We start from the raw sequence: 20,043 nt of genomic DNA on the forward strand, positions 1-20,043 counted from the left end.
GCAACCGCAAGGAACCCGCGTCCAGGGCAACGGAAAGCCGGCCAGCGACCGGCACTACCGGACGTCCGTTCCCCCGATTGTTCAGCCGCCCCGGGGGGCGGCTTCACATCTGCACCATCCCCATTTAACAACCGCCATGGCACCGTGCCAGTCACGTAGTCATGCAGACGGGAGTTGTGGATGAGTACCGAGAAGAAAGCCGATTTCTCCGGCGTCAGTGGCAGTGTCGACAGTACCGCCGAGCAGGTGCCGAAGGCGGACTTCTCCGGCGTCAGCGCTTCGGTGGACAGCACCGCGGACGTTGTCAGCGGCGGCACCTATACCGTGCAGAAGGGTGACTCGCTGTCGAAGATCGCCAAGCAGCATCTGGGCGACGCCAATGCCTGGAAGAAGATCTTCGAAGCCAACCGCGATGTGCTTGATGACCCGGACAAGATCTTCCCGGGCCAGACCCTGAAACTGCCGCCGAAGTAAGCCGGCCAGAACGCCGTCCGACAATCCCTGGGAGGAACCCCGAATGATCAAGACCACCCCGCTCCAGACCGCCCTGATCGCCGCCCTGCTGGGCAGCGTCGCCCTGGTCGGTTGCAAGAAGAAAGAAGAGTCGACCGACAACAACGCCGCTCCGGCAGCGACTGCTCCGGCCGAGCCGGCGGCACCGGCCCCGATGACCGGCGCGCCGCCGCCGATGGCCGAAGCCGCCGCCGTCAGCGTCTCGTCGGTCACGGTCGGCAAGACCGCAGCCGCCGACAAGTCGGTTGCGACGGCGGCTTTGTTCGCGCCGAAGGACGACATCATCGTCTCGGTCAAGACCGACGGCGCCGCCAACAACGTCACCGTTGGCGCGAAGCTGACCTACCAGGACGGCCAGGTGGCCGGCGAACAGAATGCCACGCTGAACACCAGCGGTGCCGAAACCACCAACGTCACGTTCAAGAATGCAAAGGGCTGGCCGGCCGGCAAGTACCGCGCCGAAGTCACCGTCGATGGCAAGGCGGCCGGAACGCCGCAGGAGTTCGAGGTCAAGTAAGTCCAGCCGACTCTCTCCCGGCAGGGCTCACGATGGACGCAGCCGCGAGGCTGCGTCCTTTTTTGTTGTGCGATGGTCGGCTTCATCCACGCATGGCGTGGATCCACTGATGCTGTGGGCGGGCTTCATCCAGGCGTGGATGGATCACAGCGTTGCCGCCATGCAGTACCGTCGCGTATGGCGTGGCTTTGCCCCGCGCGGCTGAAAACGCGACAATGCAGGGGTTTCCCCGCCGCGCGCCCACCCTGACGGCGACGGGGAAAGCGTGGGGCTCCGCCCCGCGCGCGACACGGTTGCACGTGGCCCGGCGCTGGCGCCGGCCTTCCCCTGAGCATTGCTACAGAGTCCAAGTCCCCCATGTCCAAGATCCTCTACACGCTGACCGACGAAGCACCGTTCCTGGCCACCCAGTCGCTGCTGCCGATCGTTGACGCCTACACCGCCACGGCCGGCATCGTGGTGGAAACCCGTGACATCTCGCTGTCCGGCCGCATCCTGTCGCAGTTCCCGGAACTGCTGTCCGATGCACAGAAGGTCAGCGACGACCTTGCCGAACTGGGCCAGCTGGCAACCACCCCGGACGCCAACATCATCAAGCTGCCGAACATTTCCGCCTCGGTGCCGCAGCTGAAGGCGGCCATCAAGGAACTGCAGGACCAGGGCTACCCGCTGCCGGATTACCCGGAAACCCCGGCCGACGACCAGCAGCGCGACTACAAGGCGCGCTACGACAAGGTCAAGGGCAGCGCGGTGAACCCGGTGCTGCGCGAAGGCAACTCCGACCGCCGTGCACCGCTGTCGGTGAAGAACTACGCGCGCAAGCACCCGCACCGTATGGGCGCCTGGGCGCCGGATTCGAAGTCGCATGTCGCGCACATGGCCGCCGGTGATTTCTACGGCAGCGAGAAGTCGGCCACCCTGGTCAATGCCGGTTCGTTGAAGATCACCTTCCACGGCAACGACGGCAGCACCGCTGTGCTGAAGGAAAAGACCGCGGTCAAGGCCGGCGAGATCGTCGACGCCGCGGTGATGAGCCGCAAGGCGCTGGCCGCGTTCATCGGTGAGCAGATCGCCGATGCCAAGGCCCAGGGCGTGCTGTTCTCGCTGCACCTGAAGGCGACCATGATGAAGGTCTCCGACCCGATCATGTTCGGCGTGGCGGTCAATGAGTTCTACAAGGACGTGCTGGCCAAGCATGCCGACGTGCTCAAGCAGGCCGGTTTCGACGCCAACAACGGCATCGGTGACCTGGCTGCGCGCCTGCCGTCGCTGCCGGAAGCCACCCGTGCCGCGATCGAAGCCGACCTGGCTGCCGAGTACGCACAGCGCCCGGGCGTGGCCATGGTCAACTCGGACAAGGGCATCACCAACCTGCACGTGCCGAGCGACGTCATCGTCGACGCCTCGATGCCGGCGATGATCCGCGACTCCGGCAAGATGTGGAACGCCGAAGGCAAGCTGCAGGACACCAAGGCGGTCATTCCGGACCGCTGCTATGCCGGCGTGTACCAGGCCGTCATCGACGACTGCAAGGCGCACGGCGCCTTCGACCCGGCCACCATGGGCTCGGTGCCCAACGTCGGCCTGATGGCACAGAAGGCCGAAGAGTACGGCTCGCACGACAAGACCTTCCAGATCGCTGCCGATGGCGTGGTCAAGGTCACCGACGACGCCGGCAACCTGGTGTTCGAGCACACTGTGGAAGCCGGTGACATCTGGCGCATGTGCCAGACCAAGGACGCGCCGATCCAGGACTGGGTCAAGCTGGCCGTCGAGCGTGCCCGCCTGAGCAGCACCCCGGCCGTGTTCTGGCTGGATGCCGCCCGCGCCCACGACGCGCAGGTCATCGCCAAGGTCGAGCAGTATCTGAAGGACCACGACACCAACGGCCTGGACATCCGCATCCTGCCGCCGGTGGAAGCCACCGCGTTCTCGCTGGACCGCATCCGCAAGGGCGAGGACACCATTTCGGTGACCGGCAACGTGCTGCGCGACTACCTGACCGATCTGTTCCCGATCATGGAGCTGGGCACCAGCGCCAAGATGCTGTCGATCGTGCCGCTGATGGCCGGTGGTGGCCTGTTCGAGACCGGCGCCGGTGGTTCGGCCCCGAAGCACGTGCAGCAGTTCGTCGAAGAGGACTACCTGCGCTGGGATTCGCTGGGTGAGTTCCTGGCCCTGGCTGCGTCGCTGGAACACCTGGGCAACCGCTATGACAACGCCGCCGCCCGCGTGCTGGCCAAGGCGCTGGACGAAGCCAACGGCCAGTTCCTGGACAACGACAAGTCGCCGTCGCGCAAGCTCGGCGGCATCGACAACCGTGGCAGCCACTTCTACATCGCCCTGTACTGGGCGCAGGCCCTGGCCGCGCAGGACGAGGATGCCGCGCTGAAGGCACGCTTCGCCCCGCTGGCCAAGGCGCTGACCGACAACGAGCAGAAGATCGTCGACGAGCTGATCGCAGTGCAGGGCAAGGCCGTGGACATCGGCGGCTACTACCGTCCGGACGTGGCCAAGGCCAGCAAGGCGATGCGCCCGAGCGCGACCTTCAACGCCGCGCTGGAGCAGCTGCGCGGCTGATCCGTCGCCGTTCGGCCGTGACCCCGGAACCCGCGCTTCGGCGCGGGTTTCTTTTTGGGCTCTGGGGTCAGATCCCTTTTGCCACGCAAAAGGGATCTGACCCCAGGCGATGAAACCGTGACTTCCGTCGGCTGTCGGAATGCCGTCAACGGGGCATGAAACTTGCCCGCGATAGCCGTCGCAGAACCGATCGGACACCGCCTGCAACCGCTCCCGATCTGAGCAGTCGATCACGACGGCTGCCGCTGGCGATGCCCTAGCCTTGGCGACGCGAGACCACCGGGGAGGTGGTCGCTCGGGGAACACAGATGGCACGCGTGCTGGTAGTGGGAACCGACATCCAGGGCGAGCAGGCCCTGCTGCAACGGCTGCGCCTGGCGTCGGCACTGCCGGACGGCCAGGTCCGCCGCAGCCAGGACCTGGACGACTGCGACCTGCTGGTCATCCGCGATACCCCGGCACTGCGCAACGCGGCCCAGCGCATGCGCCAGCAACGACCGCGCCTGCAATGCTGGATCGAGGACAACGGCGGCCAACTGCGCGACGGCGACGGACAGCAGGATGTGCTCGACGACGGTGCCATCGGCCGCGCGCTGCGTCGCATGCAGTTGGCACCGGAGCCCCTGGCCATGCCCGCACCCGCACTGATACGTCTGGCCGATGGCGCACACGCCATCACCCGCCTGCTGCGCGAGCGGTTGCCGCTGCGCCATGGCCAGGCACTGTTGAGTGATGCGGGCGAACCTTTGCTGTTGATGGATCTGGAGCACGACCAGGCCGTGCTGTTGCAGGAACCCGCGAGCGCGCTGGTGGAGCGCCTGGCCGATGCTTTCGAACGCCTGCAGCTGGATGCACTGACGCCAGCGCGCCTGCAGGCGCTGGCTGGTGAGCGACCACGCCAGCCGCTGCGGCCGCTGTTGTGGCAATGGGCGCAACGCAGCCGCCACTGGCAGGCATTGGACGAACGCCTGCGCGGCGCTTCGGTGAAGCTGCTGCGCTGGCCGGATTTCCGCGTACTGGGGCACGACCACGATGGTTTCCGCCTGTGCTCGTTGCTGCTCAAGCGCGCCTGTACGGTTGAAGAATGCGCGATGCTGCTTGAGCTGCCGGCGGCGGCCGTTCGCGATTTCATCCACGCGGCCTACCTGTGTGGCTACGCGCAGCTGCAGGCCGCCCCGGCGACGCCGATGATGGCGACCGGTGGCACCCGCACCGACAACGGATTGCTTGCCCGCCTGTGGCGGCACCTGCGCGGGAGTGAGCGCAATGCGTGAGCACAAGGTGGTGGTGCTGGGCGGCATGGGCAGCGGCAAGTCGACGCTGGTGCGCAGCATCGCGGCCGGCGCGGTAGTCGACACCGATGTGGCCAACAGTGATCGTTTCGGGGCCGACAAGGCCTCCACCACCGTCGCGCTGGACTATGCGGACATCGACCTGCCCAACGGAGAACGCCTGCGTCTGTACGGAACGCCCGGCCAGCAGCGTTTCGATTTCCTGTGGCCGATCCTGCTACAGGGTGCACGGGGCGCGGTGCTGTTGCTGGACGCACGTCGCGTCGGCATTGCCAGCGAGATGCAGGACTACCTGCAGGTGCTGCAGCCGTTCGCATCATCCCTGGCACTGGTCGTGGCGGTCACCCACCTGGACCAGGCGCCACAGGCGGCGCTGGATGACTGGGCCGCCCGTGCCTGCCTCGATGACCAGCCGCTGCCGCTACTGGCCGTGGATGCCCGTGACCGCGAACAGGGACTGCTGCTGATGGATGTACTGATGAGCGAAATGGAAGCACACGCACTGGTGGCCGCGCATGGGTGACGGGCAGATGGCGGTACTGCCCGATGCGGGCCAGCGTGAGCGCCTGCAGCCGCTGCTGCAGGACCTGCAGCAGCGGGTGGAGGGCGTGCGCACGGTGGTGCTGGCCAGCGTCGATGGCTTTGCCCTGGTCAGCGCCGGTGCCGAAGGACGCGGCGAACGGCTGGCGGCGATGACCAGCGCGATGCTGGCGTTGGCCGCAGCGGTGGGGCGCGAACTGCTGCTGGGCGATCTGCAGACGCTGATGCTGGAAGCGATGGGCGGGAAGGTGCTGATGCTGGCGATCCAGGCCGAGGGACGTGCACCGCTGCTGCTGATGGCGGCCTGCGACCAGCGCAGCGTGATCGGCCAGGTGCTGTGGCAGAGCAGGGAATGTGGCCAGGCGATCCTGGCCGAACTCGGCGGATCGTGAGCCCGGCCGCAGGGGAACGAGGGGCTCGAACCAACATCGACAAGGGGTGCGACGTGGCTGGATTGAATGAATCGTTGAACGCACTGATGGGCATCGACGGCGCGCAGGCAGTGGCGCTGGTCGACTACGAAAGCGGCATGCTGCTGGGCGAAGCCGGTGCCGGCATGGACATGGAGGTGGCCGCTGCCGGCAACACCGAAGTGATCCGGGCCAAGATGAAGACCGCCGCCTCGTTGAACCTCAATGACAGCATCGAGGATATCCTGATCTCGCTGGGCAAGGCGTACCACATCATGCGACCGGTCGCGAAGAAGAAGGGACTGTTCTTCTACATCGTGCTGGACCGGACCAAGTCCAACCTTGCACTGGCCCGACGCAAGGTGCAGGACGTGGAGGCCGAACTGGCGATCTGAGCCGGTAGTGCCGGCCGCTGGCCGGCGTCTGCATCGATCCATCGACGGTCCAGGTGCTGCCGGCCAGCGGCCGGCACTACCTTCGCACTCGACGCCATTGCACACGCCAGCGTATGGTGAAGCCGGTCCTCCCGGATGAGTCCTGCATGTCCGAACCTGATATCGATGCCGAACTGGCGTCGCGCATCGCTGGCGCCATCCACGCTGGCTTCGAGCAGTACCACGCCCGCTTTGCGGCGATCACCGCTCGTGCGCGGCAGCGTTTCGAGCAGCGCGACTGGGCGGCTGCGCGCCAGGATGCAGTCGAGCGCATCGCGCTGTACGACCTGTGCATTGCCGAACAGATGGATGCACTGCGGCGCCTTGCCGGCGAAGCAATCGGGGAGCGCGCATTGTGGCTGCAGGTGCATGCACGCTACAGCGCATTGCTGCGGGGGCTGATCGATGCCGAACTGTACAAGACCTTCTACAACACGCTGTCGCGGCGCTTGTTCTCCACCCGTGGCGTGGACCCGGCGCTGGAGTTCATCGCCTTTGACGTCGAGCCGTCCGATGCGATCACCCATCCGGTTGCGCGGCATACCTACGCGGTTTCACCCACGCGGCCGGTGGAGGCCCTGCAGCGCGTGTTGGCCGATTACCGCTTCGACATTCCGTATGCGCACCAGCTGCGCTGCGCGGCGGCCATCGCCGTGCGCCTGCAGGACGATCTGGCCCACTGGGGCGATACGCCGGTGCGCAGCATCGAGCTGCTCGACACCGTGTTCTATCGCGAGCGCCGCGCCTATCTGGTGGGCCGCGTGTTCGGCGAGCACCGCTTCTCACCCTGCGTGATCGCACTGGTCAACGATGAGCGTGGACTGCGTGCCGACGCGGTGCTGACCCGGCGCCGCGACGTCGCCCATCTGTTCGGCGTGTCGCGCAGTTATTTCCAGGCCGACCTTGCCACGGTGGGCGATGCGGTGGTGTTCCTGCGCAGCCTGCTGCCGGGCAAGCCCATCGATGAGATCTACACCGTGCTGGGCCGTGCCAAGCAAGGCAAGACCGAGCGCTACCGCACCTTCTTCCGCCACTTCAACGAGCATCCGCAGGAGCGGCTGGTGCCCGCCGAAGGCACGCCGGGCATGGTCATGGCGGTGTTCACCCTGCCCAGCTATCCGCTGGTGTTCAAGCTGATCCGCGACCGCTTCGCCTGGCCCAAGGCGATGTCGCGGCGGCAGGTGGAAGAGAAGTACGCGCTGGTGTTCAACCTCGACCGTGTCGGCCGCCTGCTCGATGCGCAGCCGTATCGCCACCTGCGCTTCCCGCGCGATCGCTTCGCACCGGCCTTGCTGGAGGAGTTGCTGCAGCAATGCGCGCAGACCGTGCGGGTCGATGGCGACCATGTGGAAGTCGCACTGTGCTACGTGCAGCGCCGCTTCCGGCCATTGAATCTGTACCTGCGCGAGCAGGGTGGCGAGGCGGTGCGCGCAGCGGTACTCGACTATGCGCAGGCGATCACCGACATGGCGCGCAACAACATCTTCCCCGGCGACATGCTGCCGAAGAACTTCGGCGTATCGCGACATGGCCGGGCCGTGTTCTACGACTACGACGAGCTGTGCCTGGTCAGCGACTGCGTGTTCCGCGCATGGCCGCAGCCGCGTACGCCGGAGGAAGCCATGGCCGATGAACCCTGGTTCCATGTCGGTCCACGCGACGTGTTTCCCGAGCGCTTCGGCCCGTTCATGGGGCTGCCCGCCAGCGAACTGGCGGCGGTGAGGGAGCACTACCGGCACCTGTTCGATCCGGCGTGGTGGCAGGACCTGCAGGCGCGCTTCGCCGAGGGGAACTATCCGGATACGCCGCCCTACGCGGCGGCCCATCGCCTGGCCTGAACGGCGTGGCGTGAAGCACATGCCGGTCCGGTCAGGACTGCGGTACGCTCGGTGCTCACTTCATCACCACGGATCCGGCAATGATGCGTTCCCCCCTGTTCCTTGCGCTGGCCCTGGCGTTCTCCGCAGCTGCCCCGCTGCTGCCATCCGAGGCCGTCGCCCAGAACGCGCGCGCCGTGCGCGCCACCGCCGAGATGAGCATGGCGCTGTCGGGCAGTATCGATGTGGCGGCCGACGGCTCGGTCAGCGCGCTGGTTCTGGACCAGCAGGCGATGCTCGCACCGGGTATTGCATCGTTCGTGGAGGGCACCATCCGTGGATGGCAGTTCGAGCCGACGCTGCGCGATGGCAAGCCGGTGGCGGTCCACGCACCACTGCGGGTGCGCCTGCGTGGCAAGGAGCAGGACGACGGCAGCTACCAGGTCAGCATGACCAGTGTCGACTTCAGTGAGTATGACCCGAAGGCTACCGATTCGGTGACCCGGAAGAACATGCCGCCACCGCGCTACCCCGAGGATGTCTTCCGCAGTGGCGGGCAGGGTGATGTGCTGCTGCTGGTCAAGGTGGCCCGCGACGGGACCGTGGCCGACGTCATTGCCGAACAGGTGAACATGACCGTGGTCGCGCCGGAGCGGACCCTGGCCAAGATGCGCGACCTGCTCGCCAAGGCCAGCACCAGCGGCGCCCGAAAGTGGACCTTCATCCCGCCCACGACCGGCGAGAACAGCACGCGCGACTTCTGGACCGTACGCGTGCCGGTGAACTTCGCCCTGAACAGCGACACCGGCAGCAACGGCAATGCCCAGCCGGAGCGCTATGGCCGCTGGCGTGCCTACATCCCCGGCCCACGCCAGGCCGCACCGTGGCGCAAGCCGGATGCCGTCGAACAGGCGGGCAGTGATCTGCTGCCAGCCGGGGGCGTGTACATGGTCGATGGCACCCAGCGCGGCCTGCGCCTGCTGACACCGTTGGCGCAACGCTGAGCCCGGCGCGGTGAAGCGGTCGGCCAGGCCGGCCGCTTTTCAGTCCGCGTACGGGTAGACCACCACCCGGTTGCGGCCTTGTTCCTTGGCCATGTACAGGGCCTTGTCGGCCAGCCGCAGTGCCTGCTCGGCATCGACGTGGAAGCTGGGGAAGTGGGCCACGCCCAGTGACACGGTGATGGTGCCGACCGGCTCGAACGGATGATCGGCGATGTGCTGGCGCAGGCGCTCGCCGGCCTGGCGCGCAGAGTCGGTGCTGATGCCCGGCAACAGCAGCAGGAATTCCTCGCCGCCGGCACGGCAGAGGATGTCGCTGTCGCGCGAGTAGCGGCGCATCTGGTCGGCGATATGGACGATGGCCGCGTCGCCGACGTCATGGCCATGGCTGTCGTTGATCGATTTGAAGCGATCGATGTCCAGCGCCAGGATCGCGAACGGAATGCCCTGCACCTGCAGCGCATCCAGCGCCTGCTGCAGGCCGCGGCGATTGAGCAGGCCGGTCAGCGGATCGGTACGGTTGGCGCGGCTGAGCGTGCCGATGCGGTCCTGCAGCGCGTTGAAGCTGTGCAGCACGGCCTGCTTGAGCTGGGCCACCTCGAAGTACCAGGCGCGGATGCCGCTGACGTGGCTGATCGCGTTGCCGGTGTCCTCGCCACCCTGCACGTTTCGCGCCAGCTGCCACAGCGGCATCGAGATGCGACGGGCGAACCACCAGGTGACCAGCAGTGACAGCAGGCCGAGCGGGATCGCATTCCAGATCACCGCGGTCATCAACCGTGACAATGGCTGCAGCGTGGCCTCGGTCGGCCGCTGGGCGATGATGCCCCAGCCGGTGGCCGGTACCGGTGCATAGCCGGCCAGCATCGATACGCCCAGGTTGTTGCGGACCTGCTGCGCACCGCGTTCACCGCGCACGACTGCCTTCACCGCCGGGTTGCCGACCACGTAGTCGCCGACCCGCTTGCCATCGGCGTGGTACAGCAGGCGGCCATTGCGGTCCACCACGTACAGGTACGAGCCGTCGCGGTAGTAGTGCTTGCCCAGCAGCGTGTGCAGCGCACTGCGCTGGCGCAGGTAGAGGGTGCCGCTGACGTAGCCGCGATAGCGGCCCTGGCGATCGAAGATCGGGTGCGACAGCGAGACCAGCAGCTTGCCGGTGGTCGACTGGTAGGGATCGCTGATCATCGGCTGGCGCGCGGCCAGTGCGGCGTTGTTGCCGGCGCTGTGCAGGATCTCGCCCTGCAGCTGCAGGGTCTGCGGCGAGGTGGCGATCACCAGGCCGTCGGCGTCGACCACCAGCGAGGAGTTGAAGCTGTTGGTCTGCAGCTGCAGCCGGCTGGCTTCATCCTGGGCCTGTGCCGGATCGAGATCATTCTGGCCGAGCCGGGTGGCGGCGTAGGCCAGCTCCTGCTGCGCGGCCAGCAGGAAATTCTGGGTGGTCTCGGCCAGCTTGGTGGCATAGACGCGGTTGGCCTCCAGCGTGTTGCCGACCAGCTGGTCGCGCTGCACGCGGTAACTGGCCAGCAGGGTATTGGCCAGGGCGATGATGGCGCTGAGCAGGGCCAGGGCGAGGATCAGCTTGCCCAGGTTGAGGCGGGGGGACAGCGTTCGCATGCGTCGACGGATCCGGCAGGAGGCTGGACCCGACCGGTTCTCCGGAAGGGGCGACAGCGGGAATCGGTGGCCACGCCCTTGGGGCCGGGCAGGGTATGGGGCGAATTATCGCCAAAAGTCAGCGGCGGCAAAGTGAAACAGGTCGCCCTGCAGGCAAAAAAAAACCTGCCGCAGCGGGCGGCAGGTTCTCTTCAATGCAATGGCGTGGATCAGCGCTTCATCGAACCGAAGAACTCGTCGTTGGACTTGGTGTTCTTCATCTTGTCCAGCAGGAATTCCATCGCGGCCATCTCATCCATCGGATGCAGCAGCTTGCGCAGGATCCAGATCTTCTGCAGCAGTTCCGGTTCGATCAGCAGGTCTTCGCGGCGGGTACCGGAACGGTTGATGTCGATGGCCGGGAACACGCGCTTTTCAGCGATACGACGGCTCAGGTGCACTTCGCTGTTGCCGGTGCCCTTGAACTCTTCGTAGATCACCTCGTCCATCTTCGAGCCGGTGTCGACCAGCGCGGTGGCGATGATGGTCAGGCTGCCGCCTTCTTCCACGTTGCGCGCGGCACCGAAGAAGCGCTTCGGGCGGTGCAGGGCGTTGGCGTCCACACCACCGGTCAGCACCTTGCCCGAGCTCGGCACCACGTTGTTGTAGGCGCGGGCCAGGCGGGTGATCGAGTCGAGCAGGATCACCACATCCTTCTTGTGCTCGACCAGGCGCTTGGCGCGCTCGATGACCATTTCGGCCACCTGCACGTGGCGCGCGGCCGGCTCGTCGAAGGTCGAGCTGATGACCTCGCCGCGCACGGTGCGCTGCATTTCGGTCACTTCTTCCGGGCGCTCGTCGATCAGCAGCACGATCAGGTGCACGTCCGGATGGTTGGTGGTGATGGCGGTGGCGACCTGCTGCATCATCATCGTCTTGCCGGCCTTCGGCTGCGACACGATGAGCGAGCGCTGGCCCTTGCCCTGCGGCCCCATCAGATCGAGGATGCGGCCGGTGATGTCCTCCGACGAACCGTTGCCACGCTCAAGGGTGAAGCGGCGGCGCGGGAACAGTGCGGTCAGGTTCTCGAACAGCACCTTGTTCTTCGACGCTTCGATCGGCTCGCCGTTGATGGTGTCGACGATGTTCAGCGCGAAGTAGCGCTCGCCGTCCTTCGGGAAGCGGATGCGGCCGGAGATGTGGTCGCCGGTGCGCAGGTTGAAGCGGCGGATCTGGCTGGGCGAGATGTAGGTGTCGTCAGGGCCGGCCAGGTAGCTGGCTTCGGCCGCGCGCAGGAAACCGAAGCCATCCGGCAGGATTTCCAGCACACCATCGGCGGCGACGCCGTCACCGTGGCGGGTCAGCACCTTCAGCAGGGCGAAGATCACGTCCTGCTTGCGGGCACGGGCCACGCCTTCGGAGATCTGCAGCTGCTCGGCGATTTCCAGCAGCTTCTGTGCCGGCATGCGCTTGAGGTCGCTCAGCGAGTACACCGGGAAGCCCTCGGGCACGTTGGCGTGCGGGCGCGGCACGAACGGCTGCTGCTCGCCGCCGTCATTGGACATGCCGTCGTCGCGGAAGCGATTGTTGCGGTCACGGTCACGGTCGCGGCGGTTGCGGAAGCGGTCGCGTCGGTTGCCCTGACCTTGCCCCTGGCCCTGCTGGCCGTTCTGGTTGTACGGGTTCTGGCCCTGGTTCTGGCCACCCCCCTGGTGATTCTGCTGCCGCGGCTGGCCGGATTCGCGGCCCTCGCCACCCTCGCCACCGCCACTGCTGGCAGGGGCCTCGGCGGCGGGCGCGCTCGGCGCAGGTGCTGCGGCCGGCGCCGGTGCTTCGGGCGCGGCGGCCAGCGGCAGGGTCGGCTGCGCCGGAGCGGCGCTGGTTTCTGCGGCTGCCGGGGCGGCGGCCTTGCTCACGCGGGGCTTGCGCACGCGCTTTTCGGCGGGCGCATCAGCGCTGCCGGTTTCGGAAGTGTTATCGGACAAGAGCGTTATTCCTCGCTTGACGGTGCGAGCGCCCGGCTGGGGCGGCGAACGTTGGGAATGGGTCTGGAAGAAACTGCGTCCAGAGGGTGCGGCACGCGAACGCGGCCGGATATGCCGACACTATCATCGGCCTGCGGCGCCATGCAAGGGTCGCCGGGAACAGCATTCATCATGGGCGTGGTGCGCCCGCCGGCAGCCGCGCTCGGCGGCTGCCGGAGACCGGCAGGATCAGGCCAGGGCCTTGTCCAGCAGGCCGGCCAGCTGGGCCTTGCCCACTGCACCGATCTGCTCGCCGACCTTCTCGCCATCCTTGAACACGACCAGGTACGGAATCGAACGCACGTGGTACTTCGCGGCCAGCGCACGGTTGTGGTCAACGTTGACCTTGGCGATCTTGGCGCGGCCCTGGTAGGCATCGGCCAGCTCGTCCAGCGCCGGGGCGATCATCTTGCAGGGGCCACACCACTCGGCCCAGAAATCGACCAGCACCGGTTCCTTGGAATTCAGTACTGCGCTATCAAAGTCGGCGTCGCCGACATGTACAACCTTGTCGCTCATCTTGGTTTCTCGTCTTGGATTGCACCCGGCCATGCCGGAGGTGGGTGAACTGGGCCTTGCCCGGTGGCGCGACCCTCGTCGTTGCCTCGCGGCGCACTGCCGCGGTGCGTTCGGCGGGATGCCTGGACGCTCACGGCCGGCAGTGTACCCCTATCGCGGGGCAGGGACAGGCGCCGTCTGGAACCCAGCGTATCGTGATCGCTTCGATGCCCGGTATGTGTCGGATTTCACTGTCCTCCTGTACATGGGGCTGGCAGTGCGCGACACCAGCGCCCCAGACCGGGCCGTTCAAGTCCAGTGTGGCTGGGTGAAGGTGGCGTCTCTGGGTGTCGTGAGACGCCGCATTCCGGTTTGCCTGCCCGAGTGCGTTAAACTGGGGCATTGCGCGGCGTGCGGACCGGTGGTCCCTGCCTGCCAACCCGCCGCAGGGGCCGCAGTTTGCGACGGTGCCCCCAGACGATGAAGTGCCAGCCGCCCCACGGGCCGGCGGCCATACCAAGACGGACTCATGAGCGACAAACCGCTGACCGATTTGACCTTCTCCTCCTTCGAGCTGCACCCGGCCCTGCAGGCCGGCCTTGAAGGAGCCGGATTCACCCGCTGCACCCCGATCCAGGCGCTGACCCTGCCGGTCGCGCTGCCCGGTGGTGATGTTGCCGGCCAGGCCCAGACCGGTACCGGCAAGACCCTGGCCTTCCTGGTCGCTGTCGTGAACCGCCTGCTGACCCGTCCGGCGCTGGCCGACCGCAAGCCGGAAGACCCCCGCGCCCTGATCCTCGCCCCGACCCGTGAGCTGGCCATCCAGATCCACAAGGATGCGGTGAAGTTCGGTTCCGACCTGGGCCTGCGTTTCGCCCTGGTCTATGGTGGCGTGGATTACGACAAGCAGCGCGAGCTGCTGCAGCAGGGCGTGGACGTGATCATCGCCACCCCGGGCCGCCTGATCGACTACGTCAAGCAGCACAAGGTGGTTTCGCTGCATGCCTGCGAGATCTGCGTGCTCGACGAAGCCGACCGCATGTTCGATCTGGGCTTCATCAAGGACATCCGCTTCCTGCTGCGCCGCATGCCGGAACGCACCATCCGCCAGACCCTGCTGTTCAGCGCCACCCTCAGCCATCGCGTGCTGGAGCTGGCCTACGAGCACATGAACGAGCCGCAGAAGCTGGTGGTCGAAGCCGAGACCATCACCGCTGCCCGCGTGCGCCAGCGCATCTACTTCCCGGCCGACGACGAGAAGATTCCGCTGCTGCTGGGCCTGCTGTCGCGCAGCGAAGGCGCGCGGACCATGGTGTTCGTCAACACCAAGGTGTTCGTCGAGCGCGTCGCCCGCTCGCTGGAGAAGGCCGGCTACCGTGTCGGCGTGCTGTCCGGCGATGTGCCGCAGAAGAAGCGCGAAAGCCTGCTCAACCGCTTCCAGAAGGGCCAGCTGGAAATCCTGGTGGCCACCGACGTCGCCGCCCGTGGCCTGCACATCGATGGCATCAAGTACGTCTACAACTACGACCTGCCGTTCGATGCCGAAGACTACGTGCACCGCATCGGCCGTACCGCGCGCCTGGGTGAAGAAGGTGATGCGATCAGCTTCGCCTGCGAACGCTACGCGATGGGCCTGCCGGACATCGAGGCCTACATCGAGCAGAAGATTCCCTCCGAGCCGGTCACCAAGGAACTGCTGACGCCGCTGCCGCGCCCGGAACGCCCGGCCCCGGCTGCAGGCGAGGAAGGCGAGGACAACGAAAGCGTCGGCCAGATCTTCCGTGAAGCGCGCGAAGCCCGCGCCGCCGAGGAAGAGCGTCGGGGTGGTGGCCGCAGTGGCGGTCGTTCCGGCAGTGGTGGTGGTCGTGGTGGCCGTGACGGCGAGCGCAGCGGCGAACGCCGTTCGCGCGGCCCGCGCAAGCCGCGCGTGGAAGGCGAGCAGGGCGCTGCCGCCCCGGTCGCCGGTGCTGAAGGCGCCGCCGCCACGGCCCCGCGTCCGCCGCGCCCGCCGCGCGCCGAAGGCGCACCGGAAGGTGCCGTGGAGGGTGAACACAAGCCACGCAAGCGCCGTCGTCGTCGCCATGGCCGTCCGGTCGAGGGTGCCGAGGGCGTGCAGGCCAACGCCGGCAACGGCGCGAGCCCGGTGACCCCGGTGCAGGTGGTGGCCAAGCCGGTGCGTACCGCCGCTGATACCGGCGATTCGTTCCTGACCCGCATCGGCCGCAAGATCCGCCGGATGCTGTCGGGCAACTGATCCTGTAGCACCCGACCGTTGGTCGGGTGGTTTCATGGGCGTGCCGGCCAGCGGCCGGCACTACCGATCCCGTGACCATCTCCACGCCGTCGCGCCGGTCCTGCATAATCGGGGCATGAGTGTCCTGCGCTTCGACAATGTCAGCAAACAGTACGCCGGTGGCCACGAGGCACTGACCGATGTCAGCTTCGAGGTCGCGCCGGGCGAGATGCTGTTCGTCACCGGCCATTCCGGTGCGGGCAAAAGTACGCTGCTCAAGTTGATCCACCTCGACGAGCGGCCCAGCCGTGGCGCGGTGGTGTTCGACGAGCGCAACCTGCTGAAGGTGCGCGGCGGCGACGTGCCGCGCCACCGACGCGCGGTGGGGGCGGTCTACCAGGACCACCGCCTGCTGATGGACCGCTCGATTGCCGAGAACGTGGCGCTGCCGCTGATCCTGCGTGGTACCCGCCGTGGCGACATCAACAAGCGCGTGCGTTCAGTGCTTGAGCGCATGGGCCTGGGCCATCGTGAGAAGGCACTGCCCTCGCAGTTGTCGGCCGGCGAGCAGCAGCGCGTCGGCATCGCCCGTGCCATCGTCGGCGAGCCCAAGCTGCTGGTGGCCGATGAGCCGACCGGCAATCTCGACCCGACCCTGGCAGCGGAGATCATGGCCCTGTTCGCCGAGCTGCCCTCGCGCGGCACCAGCGTGCTGGTGGTCAGCCACGACCTGCCGCTGCTGCGCCGCATGCGCAAGCGCGTATTGATCCTCGACCACGGCCGGCTGGTGGATGACATCTCGCCGCAGGACCTGGCGGAGTAACCGATGGCGAAGAACGAAAACAGCGAAGCCGCCGCCCCGTCGCGCGTGGGCGTCTGGTTCCAGCACCACGTGCACAGCGTGGTGTTCAGCCTGGGCCGCGCCTGCCGCAAGCCGTGGGCGACCCTGCTGACCGTGATGGTCATGGCGCTGGCCCTGGCGTTGCCGCTGGGGCTGTCGATCGCGCTGGACAACCTCAAGCAGTTCGCCGGCAGCGTGCAGCAGTCGCGCGACATCAACGTGTTCCTGAAGGGCAACATCGATGGTCCCGGTGCGCTTCGCCTGGCCGGCCAGCTGCGCGACCGCGATGACGTGGCCGAAGTGAATGTGCGCACACCCGAGCAGGGCCTGCAGGAACTGCGCGATGCCGGCCTCGGTGAGGCGATCGATGCGCTCAACGACAATCCGTTGCCCTCGCTGCTGGTGATCACCCCGGGCCAGGGCAAGGACGACGCACGCCTGGCACGCGCGCTGGAAAGCCTGCCCGAGGCCGATCTGGTGCAGCACGATGCGCTGTGGCGCCAGCGCCTGGACGCCTGGCTGGCGTTCGGTGCACGTCTGGTGCAGGTGCTGTCGGTGCTGCTCGGCGTGGGCGCCGCGCTGGTGGTCGGCAACACGGTGCGCCTTGACATCCAGGCCCGTCGCGAAGAGATCGGCGTGCTGCAGCTGCTCGGCGCGAGCGATGGCTTCATCCGCCGTCCGTTCCTGTACCTGGGCGCGTGGTACGGGCTGGGCGCCGGCGCGGTAGCGCTGGCCCTGATCGGCGCCGCCGGTGCCGCCCTGCGCGTGCCGCTGGCCGAACTCTCGCGCAGCTACGGCAGCCCGTTCGTGCTGCATGGCCTGGACCTGCTGCACGGCGGCCTGGTCCTGGTCGGCACGCTGCTGCTGGGCTGGCTGGGCGCCTGGCTGGTGACCGGCCACTTCCTCCGCCAGACCCGCCCGACCGACACCTGAGACCGGCATGCAACCGCAAGCGCTGAAGCACCTTGAAGGGCCCGCGACGCGGGTGATGGTGGTCGATGGTTCGAAGCTGGTCCGCAAGCTGATCGCCGATGTCCTGCAGCGTGACCTGCCGGGCGTGGAGGTGATCGGCTGCGACAGCATCGAGGATGCGCAGCAGGCGCTGGCGCAAGGCCCGGTGGATCTGGTGACGACCTCGCTGACCCTGCGCGATGGCGACGGCCTGGCGCTGGCGCGGATGGTGCGCGAAGCCGCCGGCCAGGCCTATGTGCCGGTGATCGTTGTGTCCGGCGATGCCCAGCAGCACCTGGAGCAGCGTCGCTTCACCGAGTACGTCACCGACTATTTCGACAAGGCGCTGGGCCATGAGGCACTGGCGACCTTCATCCGTGGCTATGTGCAGCCGCAGACCATCCCCGGCGCCACCATCCTCTACATCGAGGACAGCCGCGTGGTGGCCGAGGCCACCAAGCGCATGCTTGAGCGGCAGCAGCTGAACGTACTGCACGTGGTCAGCGCCGAAGAGGCATTCACCCTGCTCACTGCCGAGTCGCTGGGCCGCAGCCGCCACCGCATCGACCTGGTGCTGACCGATGTCACCCTGAAGGGCGAACTGAGCGGGCGCGACGTGGTGCAGCGCGTGCGCGTGGACTTCGGTTACGGCAAGCGCCGCCTGCCGGTGCTGGTGATGACCGGTGATGGCAACCCGCACAACCAGACCGGGCTGCTGCAGTCCGGTGCCAATGACCTGGTGCTCAAGCCGATCGAAGAGCGGCTGCTGGTCACCAAGGTGCTGTTCCAGCTGCGCCTGGCCCGATTGAACGATGGACCCCTGATTCGATGATGGATGAAGTAGCCGACACCCCGACGATCCAGCTGGAACCGAGCTGGAAGCAGCATGTCGGCGATTACCTGCTGCAGCCGCAGATGCGCGAGCTGTCCAGCTTCCTGCGCCAGCGCAAGGCCAGTGGCGCGGCGGTGTTCCCGTCCGGCCCGCAGATCTTCGCCGCGTTCGACGCCACACCGTTCGAGCAGGTGAAGGTGGTGATCCTCGGGCAGGACCCGTACCACGGCCGCGGCCAGGCGCATGGCCTGAGTTTCTCGGTGCCGCCGGGCGTGCCGGTGCCGCCGTCGCTGCTGAACATCTACAAGGAGATCGAGAGCGATCTCGGCATCCCGCGCCCGGACCACGGCTGCCTGATTCCGTGGGCGCAACGTGGGGTGCTGCTGCTCAATGCCGTGCTGACGGTGGAAGAGGGCAAGGCTGGTGCCCACCAGGGACGTGGCTGGGAGGGCTTCACCGATCACGTGGTGGATGTGCTCAACCGCGAACGCGAAGGCCTGGTGTTCATGCTGTGGGGCGCCTATGCGCAGCAGAAGGGCAAGGTCATCGACACCCGTCGCCATCGCGTGCTGAAGTCGCCGCACCCGTCGCCGCTGTCGGCCCATCGTGGCTTCCTCGGCTGCCGGCATTTCTCGATGGCCAACGAGTACCTGCAGCGCCGCGGCCAGGCCCCGATCGACTGGTCGCTGCCGCCGCGTTCGGCGCTCTGAGCACCGTCGGGCTGCTGGGCCTGAACAGCGGGCAACGTCTCCGCGCCTGAATGGGTCTGCAGAACGGCCCGTTCAGCTCCGCTTGACTGAAATCGGCCGGTTTCTGCCAGGTAATTGCTTGAATTCCAAGGGATTGTGAATCCCGAAAAGCATGCTCGCCACTGTCATCAAATCGCGCTACGGTAGGGCTCTGTTTGGGACCAGTGTTGCATCAATAGGATGCTGGAACTTTTTCCTCCTTTAGCAGTCCAAATCCCGGACTGCTAAGATGGGTGCCTATGAGCCAGAACACCTCTACTGCCCTTGTGGCAAACAATCTCCCGATTCCCAGTGCGCTCGGTTCGCTGGACGCCTACATCGGTGCCGTGCACCAGATCCCGGTGCTGTCGGTCGATGACGAACAGGACCTGGCCCGTCGCTTCCGCGACGGCAACGATCTGGACGCCGCCCGCGAGCTGGTGCATTCGCACCTGCGCTTCGTGGTCCACGTGGCCCGCGGCTACAACGGCTACGGCCTCGCGCTGGGTGACCTGATCCAGGAAGGCAACATCGGCCTGATGAAGGCGGTCAAGCGCTTCGACCCGGACATGGGCGTGCGCCTGGTCTCCTTCGCCGTGCACTGGATCCGTGCCGAAATGCACGAGTTCATCCTGAAGAACTGGCGCATCGTGAAGGTCGCCACCACCAAGGCGCAGCGCAAGCTGTTCTTCAACCTGCGCAAGTCGAAGACGCGCCTGGGCTGGATGAACGCGGCTGAAGTCAGCGCGGTGGCCAAGGACCTGAACGTGTCCGAGCGCGAGGTCATGGAAATGGAGTCGCGCCTGTCCGGTCGCGATATCGGTTTCGATGCGCCGACCGACGAGGACAACGAGCACGCCCCGCCGTCGCCGGCTGCGTTCCTGGTTGCCGATGACGAAGACCCGTCGATGGCCTACGAACGCGAGGACAGCGAAGACAACCAGATGCAGCTGCTGCGCGAAGGCCTGGCCGAACTGGATGCGCGTTCGCGCGACATCATCCGCCGTCGCTGGCTGGATGCCGACAGCAAGGTGACGCTGCAGGAGCTGGCCGACGAGTACGGCGTGTCCGCCGAGCGCATCCGCCAGGTCGAGGCGAACGCGCTGAAGAAGATGAAGGCGCTGTTCACCGCGTAAGGCGGGATGGCGTTGAAGCTAGCAAAAGGCCCGGCATTGCCGGGCCTTTTCTTTTTGGTGGGGTTCTCATCCACGCATGGCGTGGATCTACCCAGTGTCA

At 66.8% G+C, this 20,043-nt stretch carries 18 protein-coding genes; 15 read left to right on the forward strand and 3 right to left on the reverse strand.

Annotation, left to right across the window (positions count from 1 at the left end):
• Nucleotides 1-180: 180 nt before the first annotated feature.
• From AC5P74_RS01610 to AC5P74_RS01650, 9 genes are all read left to right on the forward strand, one after another.
• Nucleotides 181-474 (forward strand): LysM peptidoglycan-binding domain-containing protein, encoded by a 294-nt coding sequence (locus tag AC5P74_RS01610; RefSeq protein ID WP_005419771.1) that lies wholly within the window; start codon nt 181-183, stop codon nt 472-474.
• A gap of 43 nt (nt 475-517) precedes the next feature.
• On the forward strand, nt 518-1,030 hold the full coding sequence (locus AC5P74_RS01615; RefSeq protein WP_005419769.1) for a hypothetical protein: 513 nt from the start codon (nt 518-520) through the stop codon (nt 1,028-1,030).
• Between the two features lie 357 nt (nt 1,031-1,387).
• Complete coding sequence (locus tag AC5P74_RS01620; protein WP_206619940.1) at nt 1,388-3,610, forward strand: NADP-dependent isocitrate dehydrogenase; 2,223 nt, start codon at nt 1,388-1,390, stop codon at nt 3,608-3,610.
• Between the two features lie 308 nt (nt 3,611-3,918).
• Nucleotides 3,919-4,884, forward strand: a complete 966-nt coding sequence (locus AC5P74_RS01625; RefSeq protein ID WP_095378205.1) for a hypothetical protein — start codon at nt 3,919-3,921, stop codon at nt 4,882-4,884.
• Nucleotides 4,877-5,425, forward strand: coding sequence for a GTP-binding protein (locus AC5P74_RS01630; protein ID WP_346607953.1), 549 nt, complete (start codon nt 4,877-4,879; stop codon nt 5,423-5,425). Before AC5P74_RS01625 ends, AC5P74_RS01630 begins: the two co-directional genes overlap by 8 nt.
• Nucleotides 5,418-5,834, forward strand: coding sequence for a roadblock/LC7 domain-containing protein (locus AC5P74_RS01635; RefSeq protein ID WP_065178842.1), 417 nt, complete (start codon nt 5,418-5,420; stop codon nt 5,832-5,834). The genes AC5P74_RS01630 and AC5P74_RS01635 overlap by 8 nt, the downstream gene beginning before the upstream one ends.
• A 53-nt stretch (nt 5,835-5,887) precedes the next feature.
• Nucleotides 5,888-6,247 (forward strand): hypothetical protein, encoded by a 360-nt coding sequence (locus tag AC5P74_RS01640; RefSeq protein ID WP_005419760.1) that lies wholly within the window; start codon nt 5,888-5,890, stop codon nt 6,245-6,247.
• Nucleotides 6,248-6,393: 146 nt separating this feature from the next.
• On the forward strand, nt 6,394-8,124 hold the full coding sequence (gene aceK / locus AC5P74_RS01645; protein WP_005419759.1) for a bifunctional isocitrate dehydrogenase kinase/phosphatase: 1,731 nt from the start codon (nt 6,394-6,396) through the stop codon (nt 8,122-8,124).
• 80 nt (nt 8,125-8,204) lie between these two features.
• Nucleotides 8,205-9,107 carry an energy transducer TonB gene (locus AC5P74_RS01650; RefSeq protein WP_206619944.1) on the forward strand — a complete coding sequence of 301 codons (903 nt, stop codon included), beginning with the start codon at nt 8,205-8,207 and terminating at the stop codon, nt 9,105-9,107.
• A gap of 39 nt (nt 9,108-9,146) precedes the next feature.
• Here AC5P74_RS01650 and AC5P74_RS01655 read toward each other — a convergent pair whose 3' ends face one another.
• The 3 genes from AC5P74_RS01655 to trxA all read right to left on the reverse strand — a co-directional run bounded on the left by AC5P74_RS01655 (nt 9,147) and on the right by trxA (nt 13,243).
• Nucleotides 9,147-10,721, reverse strand: coding sequence for a sensor domain-containing diguanylate cyclase (locus AC5P74_RS01655; RefSeq protein WP_005419756.1), 1,575 nt, complete (start codon nt 10,719-10,721; stop codon nt 9,147-9,149).
• 209 nt (nt 10,722-10,930) lie between these two features.
• Nucleotides 10,931-12,685, reverse strand: a complete 1,755-nt coding sequence (gene rho, locus AC5P74_RS01660) for a transcription termination factor Rho (RefSeq protein ID WP_495204767.1) — start codon at nt 12,683-12,685, stop codon at nt 10,931-10,933.
• 228 nt (nt 12,686-12,913) lie between these two features.
• Nucleotides 12,914-13,243: a thioredoxin gene (gene trxA, locus AC5P74_RS01665; protein WP_005411275.1), complete on the reverse strand. Its 330-nt coding sequence runs from the start codon at nt 13,241-13,243 to the stop codon at nt 12,914-12,916.
• A 508-nt stretch (nt 13,244-13,751) separates the two neighbouring features.
• Between trxA and rhlB the strand changes: the two genes are divergently transcribed.
• From rhlB to rpoH, 6 genes are all read left to right on the forward strand, one after another.
• On the forward strand, nt 13,752-15,476 hold the full coding sequence (gene rhlB, locus AC5P74_RS01670) for an ATP-dependent RNA helicase RhlB (RefSeq protein WP_053498289.1): 1,725 nt from the start codon (nt 13,752-13,754) through the stop codon (nt 15,474-15,476).
• A gap of 115 nt (nt 15,477-15,591) precedes the next feature.
• On the forward strand, nt 15,592-16,278 hold the full coding sequence (gene ftsE, locus AC5P74_RS01675; RefSeq protein WP_005419728.1) for a cell division ATP-binding protein FtsE: 687 nt from the start codon (nt 15,592-15,594) through the stop codon (nt 16,276-16,278).
• A gap of 3 nt (nt 16,279-16,281) precedes the next feature.
• Complete coding sequence (ftsX, locus tag AC5P74_RS01680; protein ID WP_005419726.1) at nt 16,282-17,229, forward strand: permease-like cell division protein FtsX; 948 nt, start codon at nt 16,282-16,284, stop codon at nt 17,227-17,229.
• 7 nt (nt 17,230-17,236) lie between these two features.
• On the forward strand, nt 17,237-18,079 hold the full coding sequence (locus AC5P74_RS01685; RefSeq protein ID WP_005411271.1) for a response regulator: 843 nt from the start codon (nt 17,237-17,239) through the stop codon (nt 18,077-18,079).
• Nucleotides 18,076-18,789, forward strand: coding sequence for a uracil-DNA glycosylase (gene ung, locus AC5P74_RS01690; protein ID WP_346607954.1), 714 nt, complete (start codon nt 18,076-18,078; stop codon nt 18,787-18,789). The genes AC5P74_RS01685 and ung overlap by 4 nt, the downstream gene beginning before the upstream one ends.
• A gap of 278 nt (nt 18,790-19,067) precedes the next feature.
• Nucleotides 19,068-19,943 carry an RNA polymerase sigma factor RpoH gene (gene rpoH, locus AC5P74_RS01695; protein WP_005411269.1) on the forward strand — a complete coding sequence of 292 codons (876 nt, stop codon included), beginning with the start codon at nt 19,068-19,070 and terminating at the stop codon, nt 19,941-19,943.
• Nucleotides 19,944-20,043 lie beyond the last annotated feature (100 nt).

This window comes from Stenotrophomonas sp. YJH_SMC_94-11 (assembly GCF_059370435.1).

Coding starts and splice junctions, on each gene's coding strand:
- AC5P74_RS01610 (WP_005419771.1), top strand. CDS start 181: ATGAGTACCGAGAAGAAAGCCGATTTCTCCGGCGTCAGTGGCAGTGTC.
- AC5P74_RS01615 (WP_005419769.1), top strand. CDS start 518: ATGATCAAGACCACCCCGCTCCAGACCGCCCTGATCGCCGCCCTGCTG.
- AC5P74_RS01620 (WP_206619940.1), top strand. CDS start 1,388: ATGTCCAAGATCCTCTACACGCTGACCGACGAAGCACCGTTCCTGGCC.
- AC5P74_RS01625 (WP_095378205.1), top strand. CDS start 3,919: ATGGCACGCGTGCTGGTAGTGGGAACCGACATCCAGGGCGAGCAGGCC.
- AC5P74_RS01630 (WP_346607953.1), top strand. CDS start 4,877: ATGCGTGAGCACAAGGTGGTGGTGCTGGGCGGCATGGGCAGCGGCAAG.
- AC5P74_RS01635 (WP_065178842.1), top strand. CDS start 5,418: ATGGGTGACGGGCAGATGGCGGTACTGCCCGATGCGGGCCAGCGTGAG.
- aceK (WP_005419759.1), top strand. CDS start 6,394: ATGTCCGAACCTGATATCGATGCCGAACTGGCGTCGCGCATCGCTGGC.
- AC5P74_RS01650 (WP_206619944.1), top strand. CDS start 8,205: ATGATGCGTTCCCCCCTGTTCCTTGCGCTGGCCCTGGCGTTCTCCGCA.
- AC5P74_RS01655 (WP_005419756.1), bottom strand. CDS start 10,721: ATGCGAACGCTGTCCCCCCGCCTCAACCTGGGCAAGCTGATCCTCGCC.
- trxA (WP_005411275.1), bottom strand. CDS start 13,243: ATGAGCGACAAGGTTGTACATGTCGGCGACGCCGACTTTGATAGCGCA.
- rhlB (WP_053498289.1), top strand. CDS start 13,752: ATGAGCGACAAACCGCTGACCGATTTGACCTTCTCCTCCTTCGAGCTG.
- ftsE (WP_005419728.1), top strand. CDS start 15,592: ATGAGTGTCCTGCGCTTCGACAATGTCAGCAAACAGTACGCCGGTGGC.
- ftsX (WP_005419726.1), top strand. CDS start 16,282: ATGGCGAAGAACGAAAACAGCGAAGCCGCCGCCCCGTCGCGCGTGGGC.
- AC5P74_RS01685 (WP_005411271.1), top strand. CDS start 17,237: ATGCAACCGCAAGCGCTGAAGCACCTTGAAGGGCCCGCGACGCGGGTG.
- ung (WP_346607954.1), top strand. CDS start 18,076: ATGATGGATGAAGTAGCCGACACCCCGACGATCCAGCTGGAACCGAGC.
- rpoH (WP_005411269.1), top strand. CDS start 19,068: ATGAGCCAGAACACCTCTACTGCCCTTGTGGCAAACAATCTCCCGATT.